Consider the following 12,115-nt stretch of genomic DNA (forward strand, 5'->3'; position numbering starts at 1 on the left):
TTTGCCGTTCGGGTCCTGCCCAGCAAGCACCGTCATCGCGTCGGACCGGCGGCCGCGTCATCCGCGCCTACGGCGGAATAACGCAGGTACATCAGGCGGGCGGCCTCGTGCCGGGAGCGGCGGATGCCGTCCAGGATCAGACCGGCCGTCCAGGCCAGGCTGCCCAGTAGTAGCAGCGTGAAACCGAGGAATAACGTCGGGAACCGCGGCACGGTGTGGGTCTGATAGAACTCGATCACGATCGGCGTGATCAGGATGACCGACACGATCCAGGCCAGGGTGCCGAAGAGACCGTAGAAGGCGACCGGCCGCTCGTGCCGGGCCAGACCGACGATCAGGCGCAGGATCTTGAAGCCGTCGCTGTAGGTGCGCAGCTTGGACTCGCTGCCCGCCGGCCGATCCCGGAAACCGACCGGTACCGCGGTCTGCGGGACCCCGAGATGCTGCGAGTGCACGGTCAGTTCGGTCTCGATCTCGAACTCCCGCGACACGGCCGGGAAGGACTTCACGAAACGCCGGGAGAAGACGCGGTAGCCACTGAGCATGTCCTCGACGTTCTCGCCGAAGACCTTGCCCACCACACCGTTGAGCACCTTGTTGCCGGTCTCGTGCCCGGCGCGGTAGGCCGAACCGGCCTCGACCTCGCGGCGCACGCCGAGCACGTGATCGTACGGGCCCTCGAGCAGCGTCCGGATCATCTCGGGCGCGGCGGCGGCATCGTAGGTGTCGTCGCCGTCGACCATGAGATACACGTCGGCTTCGATATCGGCGAAGGCGCGGCGCACCACATTGCCCTTGCCCTTGCGGTTCTCGGTGCGCACGATCGCCCCGGCCGCGCGCGCCTTCTCGGCGGTCGCGTCGGTGCTCAGGTTGTCGTAGACGTAGACGGCAATGCCCGGGACGGCGGCCTTGAGGTCGGCGACAACCTTCGCGACGGCGGCCTCTTCGTTGTGGCACGGCACAATGGCGGCAATACGAAGCTCGGTGGAGTCCACCCGGTCAATCCTCTGATCGGAGGCGAATATGAACACCGGGAGGGTACCCGACGTTCACAGGTATATGGGTGCGGCGGGTTGGGGTACCGTCGCCCGGTGTCTGCGAATGAGTCGATGGCGGTGAGCGATTCCACCCCGAATCCCTCGGTGACCGGGAAGGTCCGCGCGCTGTTGCAGCGTGGCGGCGCATTCCTGGTGGTCGGCGCGATCGGCTTCGTGGTCGACGCGGGCACCTACAACCTGCTGGTCTTCCTGGGTGGCGAGGGCCCGCTGTTTCATCAGCCACTGCTCGCCAAGATCATTTCCATCGGGGTGGCCACGGTCGTCACCTATTTCGGCAACAAGTGGTGGACCTACTCAGACCACGAGGGCGACACCGGTGCGAAGCACATCCTGATCTATGCGGCGCTCAATGTGATGGCCATCGGGCTGCAACTGGGCTGCCTCGGATTTTCACGTTACGTTCTCGGACTGGACAGTCCGTTGGCGGACAACGTTTCCGGCACGCTCATCGGCCAGGCAGTGGCCATGGGCTTCCGATTCTGGGCTTACGGGAAATTCGTCTTCACCGGAACACGCGAGGCCGAACGCTAAGTGCGGGTTCGTACTGCCGTGATGATGGGTGATTGATATTGTCGCCAGCGCCGAGCAAGAGACAGTGGCTGTGCGACCACGTCGGATGAGCCGGTGTCTAAGTATTCAAAGGATGTCGAGGGATTCATGGATGCGTCGGCTGGCCAGGCCGTGACCGAACACGAGGACCGCAAGAGCGCTGCCGCTCCGGCGACCCTGCGTAGCGACCACGCCGCGCCGGAGCGGTTGGTGTTGGCGCGCGGGATCTTCATGGGGCCCGCGCCGAAGATCAGTGACGACCTGTACGCGGTCGCCAAGGGCAAGGTCACCCGGGAACGGCAGACCCTACGCCTGGAGAAGGGCGCGTCGGTCCACACCAACACCTACTTCGGTCGTTTCGCCGCCGCCTACTGGCAGCGCTGGACCAAGGTCACCGCGGTCGAGGTGGGCATGACCCTCGAGGTGACCGGCAAGGTGCGCGTGCGGCTGGCCGCCTCCGATATCGCCGGGCACCGTCGCGTGGTCGACACCGCCGTGGTCGCGGACACCGGCCGGGTGGTGCTCAACGCACCGCTGGACATGTACATCGACGGCGGCGCGATCTGGCTCGAGATCGAGGCGCTGGGTGGTGACGCCGTGATCACCGATCTGGCGTGGACCGCCGCCGCCCCCGAGCACGTGCGCCCGGTGGCCATCGCCATCTGCACCTTCAACCGTGCGGTGGACTGCGCCAATACCGTTGCGGCGCTGGCCTCCGACGCCACCGTGCTGTCGCTCATCGACGCCGTGTACGTGGTCGACCAGGGCACCGACCTGGTCCAGGATCAGGCGCTGTTCACCGAGACCCAGCCCCGCTTCGGCGACAAGCTGCGCTACATCCGGCAGCCGAATCTCGGTGGCGCGGGCGGTTTCACGCGCGGCCTCTACGAGGTGTCCGGCGCCAACGAGCACGCCGACGTCATCCTGATGGACGACGACATCCTGTGCGAGCCGGAAACCGTGCTGCGGCTCAACGCCTTCGCCAACCTGACCGTGGAACCCACCCTGGTGGGCGCGCAGATGCTGTTCCTGTTCAACCCCGACTACCTGAATGTCGGTGCGGAGGAAACGAATCTGGGCAAGCTGCGCCACGGCCAGAAGGTCGCCAAGGCGCTGCGCAACACCTCCATGCTCAAGAAGCACCAGGAACGCCGGGTGGACGCGGGCTACCAGGCCTGGTGGACCTGCCTGATCCCGGCCGAGGTGGTCAAGAAGATCGGGCTGCCGGTGCCGATCTTCTTCCAGTGGGACGACGTGGAATACGGCCTGCGCGCGCGGGAGAACGGTTTCGTCACCGTCACGCTCCCCAATGCCGCGGTCTGGCACGCCGACTTCTACTGGAAGGACTTCGACGACTGGGCGCGCTACTTCTCCTCGCGCAATTCGCTCATCGTGTCCTCCCTGCACCACAACCTGGACGCGAAGGCCATTACCCGCCAGCTGTTCCGGGAGATCGGCGAATACCTGGTCGGCATGCAGTACGGCCTGGCGCACACCACCCTGCAAGGCATCGAGGACTATCTGAAGGGTCCGGAGACCCTGCGCGACGGCGGTATCGAGGCGCTGGCCAAGGCTCGCGGCTCGCGCTCGGACTACCCCGAGACCGCCAAGCATCCCGCCGCCACCTCGCCGGTTCCCAACGCGCACCTGCACGTTCGCCGTGCGGGCGGGGAGCCCAGCCACCCGCTGCTGGTGCTCTACAAGCGCGCTCTCAACCAGTGGACCGGCCGCGTCATCCCCGGCCCGGTCGCGGTCACCCGCGAGGACGCGCACTGGTGGCACGTCGGCCTGTTCAATCACGTGGTCGTCACCGATGCCTCGCAGTCCGGTGTCCGAGTCCGCGTGCGCGACAAGGCAACCGCCCGCCGCCTGCTGCTGCGCGCCTACCGCGTGCTCAAGCAGCTCCGCAAGGACCTGCCCGGCCTGCAGGACCGCTGGCGCGCCGCCATGCCGGAACTCACCAGCCGCGAGAACTGGGAACGCCTCTACGGAATCGACTAGGGGGCAAGATAAACGCCTGATCATGGCCCGGGACACCCTGTCCCGGGCCATGTTTCGTTCAGTGCCGGGCGGTCAGCAAGGTCCGTGCGGCGGTGGCGAGATCGTCCTCCAGCCAGGCGGGGAGTTCGGCGGCGTGGGCGTGGCGGCGCAGGGCGGCGTAGGGGAGGTCCACGACGGCGCGGCTGACGGCGTCGATCTCGCGCTCGCCGTCGGCGCCGTAGACGCCGGTCGCGATGCGGTGCAGCAGCGCGATCAGGGGTTCGTTCATGCGGGCCACGCGATCCCGGAAGTCGGTGTCGGGCGTGCCGTCGATTAGGTCGCTGGGCCGCAGCTCGAGCAGCAGTTTGGCGTCTTCGAGGCACTCGCGCCCGAAGGCCGCCGCGCCCGCGGTCATGGCCACGGCCGCTTCGATCGGATCGTCGGTGGTGGCAGCGGCCAGCACGCGGGATTGGAAGCGATCCAAGGCCCGGATCCACGCCTCGATGAGCACGCCGTTGCGATTGCCGAAGCGGTGATACAGCGTGCCGACCGGTGCGCCGCTGGCCTCGGCGATGGCGGCCACGCTGGCCGCGCGCGGACCCTCGCGCAGCACCAGGGTGCGGGCCGCGTCGAGGATCACATCGGTGTCGTGCTTGCGGGGAGGTGCCATGAACTAGTACGTTCCTTCTATATGGAGCGTTTGCCCTATATCGATGAGCATTCCAGGGTAATCAATGCCGACCGCGTGCAGACATGGGCCGCCCTACTGCGCACGACCTGCAAGAACCCTGACGATCTCAACACACTGCCCCGGGGATTCGTGCTCGACGAGGCCGACCCGCCGAGCCGTCTGGCCATCAAGGGTCAGCACTGGTTCTCCCGCTACGCACTCACCTTCCGGCTCGACGAGGTCGATCCGGCCCACACCCGCCTCACCGCCATCAGCCATGCCGCTTTCCCCGGCATCCACGGCCGGATCTATCGCGCACTGGTCATCGACAGCCGCATGCATCGACTGATAGTGCGGGACATGTTGCGCCGCCTCGCCGTCGCGGCGGGGAGTCCGGCATGAGTCTCCCGGGGCAGCGCTGGGGCGTCACCGCTGCCGAGGTGGCGCTGGAATTGCCCTGTGACGGCGTGCTTTCCGGACCCGTGGTGGTGTGTGATCGGGCCGTCTCGGTCGACGCGCCCGCTCCGACGGTGTTCGAGTGGCTGTGTCAGCTGCGGGTCGCGCCCTACAGCTACGACCTGCTCGACAATTTCGGTCGCCGCAGCCCCCGCGCTCGCGATCCGAAACTGACCGAACTCGCTGTCGGGCAACGCTTCATGTCGCTGTTCGATCTCGTCGAATACCAGCCCGGTGCGCGAATCACCTTGCGGTCCAGTGGTGTTGCAGTCACCTACATCGCTCATCCGGAATCCGACTCGCACAGCCGATTGCACGCGCGCGTGCTGTTCAAGGGTCCGACCTGGCTCTTGGCGCTGCCGGTATTCGGTGATTTCCTGATGATGCGCAAGCAATTGCTCACGCTGAAGGAACTGGCCGAGCGCGAGGTGCTCGCGCTCGGCTGATCCGGATCAGAGGAACAGGTCGGTGGTGAGCGGCCCGTCGCCGGGCACCACGCGGTACTTGTCGAGATCGGTGATCCCATGTGCGGCAAGGACATCGTCATCGATGAAGAAGTTGCCGGTGGTGTCCTTGGCCGGTGAGGTGAGCACCAGGTAGGCGGCGTCGGCGTAGATATCCGGGGTGCGGGAGGTGCTGATCATCTCCTCGCCGCCGAGCAGATTCTTGACCGCCGCCGTCGCGATGGTGGTGCGCGGCCACAGCGAATTCACGCCGATGCCGTATTTACGCAGCTCCTCGCTCAAACCCAGTGTGGTGAGCGACATTCCGTACTTGGCGATGGTGTAGCCCAGTGCCATGCCGGCCCACTTCGGGTCCAGGTTCAGCGGCGGCGACAGGGTCAGGATGTGCGGATTCCGCCCGGCCTGCGCGGATTCCTTCAGCGCCGGAATGCTGAGCTTGGACAGCAGGAAACTGCCGCGGCAGTTGATGTCCTGCATGAGGTCGTACTTCTTCATGGACAGGATCTCGGTGGGGGAGATATCGATGGCGGAGGCATTGTTGACCACCATGTCGATGCCGCCGAACCGTTCCACGGTCTGCCGCACCGCGTCCGCGACCGCCTCGTCGTCACGCACATCACCGAGGTACTTCAGCACCGTGCCGCCCGCCGCCTCCAGCTCGGCCGCCGCGGTGTGAATGGTGCCCGGCAACTTCGGGTGTGGCGTATCGGTTTTCGCGATCAGGGTGATGTTCGCGCCGTCGGCCGCCGCCCGCTTGGCGATCTCCAGCCCGATTCCGCGACTGCCACCCGACATGATCATGGTCCGGCCCGCCAGCGGCTTGGCTGCATCGGTCATGGGTCCGCTCCCGTCTGCTGTTGTGTCGCCCCGGGTTCGATCATCCGCGCCTCGGTGACCGAGTGGGGCGGAATTTCTCTCACTTCGGACAGTAGGCGGGAATTGCCAGCTATGCAACAAGGTGCATATAGGTAGCGCTGGCACCACCTCGGTTCGGGCGCGCAGGGCATGGGCAACGGCGGCCCGCGTTCCTAGGCTCGGAATCGGCCGGAAAACCGGCCTGAACAGGAGGAACATCTTCCATGAGCGCAATGCGGCGGCCGCGTGGCCGGGTCGTGCTGGCCGGTATCGGAGTGGTGGCCGTCCTCGCGGCCCAGGCGTGCGGCACCGACTCCGGACGCGGCGAAGCCCCCCGCAAGGAGCTCTACGCCACCGTCACCCACGCTCTCGACAGCCTCGTTCGAGCCGGGTTTCCGGGCGCACAGGTCGTGATCGACGGTCCGCAGGGCCACCACGTCCTCACCGCCGGTAAAGGCGATCTGAGCACCGGCGCGCCCATGCCCGAGGATGGCCGCGTCCGGATCGGCAGCAATACCAAGACCTTCGTCGCCACCGTGGTGCTGCAGTTGGTCGGTGAGGGCCGGATCGAACTCGACGCGCCGATCGAGCGCTACCTACCGGGTGTGGTGCACGGCAACGGGAATGACGGCAATCGCGTCACCGTCCGCCAGCTGCTGCAGCACACCAGCGGCCTGCCCGACTATCTGGCGGGTGGCGATCCCTCACTGACCCCCGAGCCCGGTTCTCGGCAGTTGAAGGCCGATGCCGACGAAATCCGCTGGGCGCATTACGAACCCGCGCAGCTCGTGGACTTCGCCATGTCCTCGCCGCCGCGCTTCGAGCCCGGGGCGCGCTCGGTCTACACCAACACCAACTACGTCCTGCTCGGCATGCTCGTCCAGCAGGTGACCGGTCGCCCGGTGGCGGCGGAGATCGGCAGCCGCATCCTGACACCGCTGGGCCTGCACGACACCTACTTCCCGGACGCCCGCGAGACCGGCATCCGGGGACCGCATCCGCGCGGATATCAGGAAACCGCCGGGCAGCGCGTCGATTTCACCGACCTGGACCCGTCCTGGGCCGATGCCGCGGGCGCGATGGTCGCCACGCCGTCCGACCTGAACCGCTTCTTCACCGCGCTGCTCGGTGGCAAACTGCTGCCCCCCGCCCTGCTGGACCAGATGAAACAGACCGTCCCATGGGATCGTGGTGACCCCGGTTCCGGCTACGGGCTCGGCCTGATCCATCAGGCGATCTCGTGTGGAGTACAAGTGTGGGGCCACGGCGGCAGCATCCCCGGCTTCGGCACGCACACCGGCGTCGCCGCCGACGGCACCGCGGTCGTGGTGACGGTCAATCAGCTCCCGGTCGACAAGGCCACCAGCGATGCGGTGAGCAAGGTCTTCGACGCCGCCTTCTGCTCATGAAAGGAACCGCAGTGCGATTTCGTGAGATCGTCCGCAGCCGTAGGGGACTGACCGCGCTGGTGGTCACCGGCCTGGCCGCGGCCGCCGTCGGTACCGCCGCGGTCACCGAACGCTCGGACGGCGGACGTACCGAATCCCTGGACCGCTACTACCATCAGCGCCTCGACTGGAAGGCCTGTGGGGAGACGGAACTCGACGACGCGGGCGCACGCTGCGCCGAGGTCACCGTGCCGCTGGATTACGCACAGCCGCAGGGTCGTACGCTCACCGTCGCCATCTCCCGCATCCCGGCCACCGATCCCGCGCAGCGGCACGGCGTCATGCTGTCCAATCCCGGCGGGCCGGGCGGAGCCGGTCTCGACTATTTCGTGGACACCAGCAAGGCCATGACCGCCGACGTGCGCGCCCGCTACGACCTGATCGGTATGGATCCCCGCGGCGTGGGCCGCTCCACGCCGGTGAACTGCCACTGGCCGACCGGATTCGGGCTGCAATTCGCGGGCGTGGACGCCAAGGGTTTCGACGAATCCGTCGCCACCCAAAAGGATTTAGCGGACCGCTGCGCCACGGCCGAGGGTGATCGGCTGCCGTTCATCACCACCCGCAATACCGCCCGCGACATGGATGTCATTCGAGAGGCATTGGGAGAGCGGCAGATCAGCTACCTGGGCACCTCGTACGGCACCTATCTGGGCGCGGTCTACACCCAGATGTTCCCCGAGCGCTCCGATCGGTTCGTGCTGGACGGCAGTGTGGATCCGGAACGGTACGGCGCGTCGGGGATGGTCCAGGCGATGGGAGCGCCCAACGAGGCGGCGTTGGACGCCTGGGCCGCCTGGGTGGCCGGGCGATCGGACGAATACCGGCTCGGCGCAACGGGACCGGAGGTGCGTGCCACCATCGAACGGCTGATCGCGCGGGCGGCCGAGCGGCCCATCCGAATCGGTGACTTCGACGTCGACGCGCACACCCTGCCGATGGTGCTCTACATCCCCTTCGACTCACCGCACGGCTATGCCCTGGCCGCGCAGCAGATGCGGGAACTCGCCGATGCCGCCGCCGGTACGCGGGTCGAGCCGGACGAGGACCTGGCGGGCAAGCTGGCCATCATCCTGCGCGCGCAGCCTCGCGACCTGTCCCCGCAGATGGCCGTGCTGTGCGGTGATGTCGGGGTGCCGCGCGATCCGGCCTGGTACCGGCGCAATCTCGAGGCGGCCCGCGCCACCGAGCCGGTGTTCGGCGCGCTCGCCGAAAACATCACGCCTTGCGCGTTCTGGGCTCCGCCGATCGAATCACCCACGGTCATCGGCAATTCTGTGCCCGCACTCATCGTCCAGGCGACCGGAGACACCCGCACCGCCTACAGCGGCGCACTGGTCATGCACCGCGCGCTGACCGCCTCGCGCATGGCGACCCTGCAGGATGTGGCCATCCACTCCATTTTCGGCCGCTACCCGAACACCTGCGTCTACGGCGCGGTGAACACCTATCTGCGGGACGGGACGCTGCCCGCCGCCGATCTCACCTGCCGCGAGGACTGATCAACCGGCATTCAGGTAGGCGAGTACCGCCAGCACCCGCCGGTGCCCGACCTCGTCGGCGAACAGGCCCAGCTTGGCAAAGATGCTCCGAATGTGTTTGAGCACAGCCCCTTCGGTGACCACGAGGCGCTCGGCAATGGTGCCGTTGTCGAGCCCCTCGGCCATCAAGGCCAGCACCTCACGCTCGCGCGGGGTGAGCGCCGCGAGCGGATCATCGGTCTTGCGCCGCACCAGCAGTTGCGCGATCACCTCCGGATCCATGGCGGTCCCGCCCGCGGCGACCCGCCGCAGCGAGTCGAGAAAGCGATCCACCTTCCCGACCCGCTCCTTGAGCAGATACCCGATCCCGCCCGCGCCGTCGCCGAGCAGTTCGGCCGCATAGCTGTCCTCGACCCAGGCCGAGAGCACCAGCACCGGCAGTCCGGGATGAATCTGCCTGGCGCGCACCGCCGCCCGCAATCCGTCATCGGTATTGGTGGGCGGCATTCGCACATCCACGACCACCGCATCGGGCCGATCGGCGGTGACCACCCGCAAGAAGTCGTCGGCATTGTCGACGGCGGCGACCACCTCGATACCCGCGGTCTGCAACAGCAGCGCCAGCCCCTCCCGCAGCAGCGCATCGTCCTCGGCGATCACCACACGCATTGCGCCCACACCTCATTCACCGATTCGCTCATGAACCACACGGCAATTCCACCCGCACCACGGTAGGTCCGCCCGTCGGACTGTTCAGCAGCATCCGTCCGTCCAACGCCTCGGCCCGCCGCCGGATCCCGGCCAGCCCGCCACCCTCGCTCTCGGCCGCGCCACCGACCCCGTCATCGTGGATCTCGACGATCAGCAGCTCGGCCGTGCCGCCGAGCCCGACCCGAAGCCGCTGGGCCCCAGAGTGTTTGGTGGCATTGGTCAGCGCCTCCGCGATGACGAAGTAGGCGGCCGCCTCGACCGCCGCGGGCCGCCGCCCGATTCCGGCGGACGCGCCGTTGGCCGGATCACCCCCGGCGATATCGAGTTCGCAGGGGATCGGCGAGCGGGCGGCCAAGGCCGAAATGGCGCTCGCCAGACCACGATCCGCGAGCACCGGCGGATAGATATCGCGCACCACATCCCGCAGTTCGGTGAGTGCGGCCTCGGCGGTGTCCTGGGCCTTGCGAATCAGTTCGTCCGCCGCGTCCGGATCCCGTTGCCGCAGTTGCCCGGCCAGCCCGAGTTGCAGGATCACCGCCGCGATCCGCGCTTGGGCCCCGTCGTGCAGATCCCGTTCGATGCGCCGCAGTTCGGCCCCGTGCGCGTCCAGCGCCGCCGCCCGCGTCGCGGTCAGTTCCGCCACCCGTACCGCCAAGGCGGCCCCGGTCGGCGGACCGAGCAGCGTCCTGGCCAGCAATGCCTGCCAGCGTGCCACGATCGGCAATTGCAGTGTCAGAACCGCCAAGGGAATCGCGATGAGCGCGCTGAGTCCGGCCAGCGGCCAGGAATCGACCACGAACCCGAAGTTGTCGACCCGCACCAGCTGCCAGTACGCGGGAATCGCCAGCTGATTCAGCACCCCGAAGGGCAGTCCGATCGCGAACACCGCGATGAAGACTCCGGGCACCCCGTGCAGCACCATCCACGCGACGGTCCGTCCATTGGCCGGATCCTGGAGGGCGGTCGTCAACCGCTGCCACAGTCCGCCGGTGATCGGCCGATAGGTCACCGCGATCGGCGCACCCAGCCGCTTCCCGGCCCGCCGCCGCTCGAACCCGGCCAGCGGCCGGATGAGCCGCAGATACTCCGGAATCGCCGGAATACCCACGCCGATCACACTGGTGGCCGCCACCAGCACCAAACCCATCAGGGCCACCGTGGCGACCATCCCGGTAAGTCCGCCGACCAGCAGATACCCGATGCTTCCCGGCAGCGACCGCAGCCTGCCGCGCGAATGTCCGGCCACGGCGGGCGCCGTGGCCGGACGATGCGGGGCGGTGGTCATCCCACCACCCTAGGTAGTCGATCAGCGCTGCTTGCCGCCGCGCTCCTTGTACATGCGGCGCTGATCCTTGTTGATCTGCTTCCACACCTTGCTGCGCTCGGCGCGAGCGCGGGCGTCCGTGCGGGAGGCCAACCAGTCGTTCTCGCGATTGAGCTTGCGGTAACTGTCGAGGCGACGCTGCGGCAGCGCACCCACTTCGATCGCCTCGAGGACCGCGCAGCCCGGTTCGGACTCGTGCGCGCAGTCGGCGAAACGGCAGTGTGCGGAGAGGGATTCGACATCGCTGAAGGCGCGGCCGATCCCCTCGGCGGCATCCCAGAGACCCACCGAGCGCAGGCCAGGCGTGTCGATGAGGGTGCCGCCGCCCGGCAGCGGACGCAGCTCCCGGTGCACGGTGGTGTGGCGGCCGCGCTTGTCGCCCTCGCGAACCGCGTTGGTGGCAAACACTTCCGCACCGAGCAGCGCATTGGCGAGGGTGGATTTGCCCGCGCCGGAGGGGCCGATCAGTGCGACGGTCCCGTAGAGCAGCGACATCAGCACATCCATGCCGACACCGCTGTCCGCGCTGACCGCCAGCGCGGTGACGCCGGGTGCGGCGGCCCGCACCGCATCGATCGGAATATCGTGCGCCAGATCGGCTTTGGTGAGCACCACGGTGGGCTGTGCACCGGATTCCCAGGCCAGTGCGAGCAGCCGCTCGATACGCCCGAGATCGATATCGCCGTCGGCGGGGGAGCACACCAGCACGGTGTCGACATTGGCCGCCAGCACCTGATGTGCGGATTTGGCTCGGGCATCGGGTTGCCCGGACACGGCGGCCCGGACGATGGCGGTACGGCGCGGCAGCAGCGCACGCACGGTGCGGCCACGATCGATGGCCACCCAGTCACCCGTGCACAGCCCGCTGACCTCGGAATCCGAGCGGGGAAGCTGGGCGCGAACGACCGCAGCGCTGAAACGGCTCTGGAAGTCGGCGGTGGGAAGCGGTGCGGCGATATCGCATTCGCTGCGATCCATGCGGATCACGCGGGCCGGAATCAGATCGTCACCCAGCAGCGGCAGGTAATCGGCAGCGAGGGTGGAGTTCCAGCCGTAGGGAAGAAGCAGGTCGAAGTCGACCGAAGACATGTGGAGTCCTTTGACGGGCCGAGCCCGAAT

12 protein-coding genes are annotated in these 12,115 nt (G+C 67.6%); 6 read left to right on the forward strand and 6 right to left on the reverse strand.

What is annotated here, in order from left to right; genetic code table 11:
- Nucleotides 1–32 precede the first annotated feature (32 nt).
- A complete protein-coding gene (locus ACYVN4_RS15890; protein ID WP_460721706.1) occupies nt 33–995 on the reverse strand; it encodes a glycosyltransferase in 963 nt (320 codons plus the stop codon).
- 96 nt (nt 996–1,091) lie between these two features.
- Between ACYVN4_RS15890 and ACYVN4_RS15895 the strand changes: the two genes are divergently transcribed.
- Both ACYVN4_RS15895 and ACYVN4_RS15900 read left to right on the forward strand, forming a co-directional pair.
- Nucleotides 1,092–1,589: a GtrA family protein gene (locus ACYVN4_RS15895; protein ID WP_460721708.1), complete on the forward strand. Its 498-nt coding sequence runs from the start codon at nt 1,092–1,094 to the stop codon at nt 1,587–1,589.
- 126 nt (nt 1,590–1,715) lie between these two features.
- Nucleotides 1,716–3,608 carry a glycosyltransferase gene (locus tag ACYVN4_RS15900; RefSeq protein ID WP_460721710.1) on the forward strand — a complete coding sequence of 631 codons (1,893 nt, stop codon included), beginning with the start codon at nt 1,716–1,718 and terminating at the stop codon, nt 3,606–3,608.
- A gap of 58 nt (nt 3,609–3,666) precedes the next feature.
- Here the strand turns inward: ACYVN4_RS15900 and ACYVN4_RS15905 are convergent, their stop codons facing one another.
- Nucleotides 3,667–4,257, reverse strand: coding sequence for a TetR/AcrR family transcriptional regulator (locus ACYVN4_RS15905; protein WP_460721712.1), 591 nt, complete (start codon nt 4,255–4,257; stop codon nt 3,667–3,669).
- 21 nt (nt 4,258–4,278) lie between these two features.
- On the opposite strand from ACYVN4_RS15905, the gene ACYVN4_RS15910 reads away from it, so the two are divergent.
- Both ACYVN4_RS15910 and ACYVN4_RS15915 read left to right on the forward strand, forming a co-directional pair.
- Nucleotides 4,279–4,659: a hypothetical protein gene (locus ACYVN4_RS15910; protein WP_460721714.1), complete on the forward strand. Its 381-nt coding sequence runs from the start codon at nt 4,279–4,281 to the stop codon at nt 4,657–4,659.
- Entirely contained in the window at nt 4,656–5,159 is a 504-nt protein-coding gene (locus ACYVN4_RS15915) for an SRPBCC family protein (RefSeq protein ID WP_460721716.1), read from the forward strand. Before ACYVN4_RS15910 ends, ACYVN4_RS15915 begins: the two co-directional genes overlap by 4 nt.
- Before the next feature lie 6 nt (nt 5,160–5,165).
- On the opposite strand, the gene ACYVN4_RS15920 is transcribed toward ACYVN4_RS15915, so the two are convergent.
- Entirely contained in the window at nt 5,166–6,014 is an 849-nt protein-coding gene (locus ACYVN4_RS15920) for an SDR family oxidoreductase (protein ID WP_460721718.1), read from the reverse strand.
- Between the two features lie 242 nt (nt 6,015–6,256).
- On the opposite strand from ACYVN4_RS15920, the gene ACYVN4_RS15925 reads away from it, so the two are divergent.
- Together ACYVN4_RS15925 and ACYVN4_RS15930 are read left to right on the forward strand one after the other, a co-directional pair.
- Nucleotides 6,257–7,441, forward strand: a complete 1,185-nt coding sequence (locus ACYVN4_RS15925) for a serine hydrolase domain-containing protein (RefSeq protein ID WP_460721720.1) — start codon at nt 6,257–6,259, stop codon at nt 7,439–7,441.
- A gap of 11 nt (nt 7,442–7,452) precedes the next feature.
- Nucleotides 7,453–8,982 carry an alpha/beta fold hydrolase gene (locus tag ACYVN4_RS15930; protein WP_460721722.1) on the forward strand — a complete coding sequence of 510 codons (1,530 nt, stop codon included), beginning with the start codon at nt 7,453–7,455 and terminating at the stop codon, nt 8,980–8,982.
- Here the strand turns inward: ACYVN4_RS15930 and ACYVN4_RS15935 are convergent, their stop codons facing one another.
- The 3 genes from ACYVN4_RS15935 to rsgA are packed head-to-tail and all read right to left on the reverse strand — an operon-like array spanning nt 8,983 to nt 12,085.
- Nucleotides 8,983–9,630, reverse strand: a complete 648-nt coding sequence (locus ACYVN4_RS15935; RefSeq protein WP_460721724.1) for a response regulator — start codon at nt 9,628–9,630, stop codon at nt 8,983–8,985.
- Between the two features lie 28 nt (nt 9,631–9,658).
- The gene (locus ACYVN4_RS15940) at nt 9,659–10,957 is read right to left on the reverse strand and encodes a sensor histidine kinase (protein WP_460721726.1); all 1,299 of its coding nucleotides are present in this window, start codon (nt 10,955–10,957) and stop codon (nt 9,659–9,661) included.
- Nucleotides 10,958–10,978: 21 nt separating this feature from the next.
- A complete protein-coding gene (gene rsgA, locus ACYVN4_RS15945; protein ID WP_460721728.1) occupies nt 10,979–12,085 on the reverse strand; it encodes a ribosome small subunit-dependent GTPase A in 1,107 nt (368 codons plus the stop codon).
- Between the last annotated feature and the right edge of the window lie 30 nt (nt 12,086–12,115).

It is taken from the genome of Nocardia heshunensis (assembly GCF_054782115.1).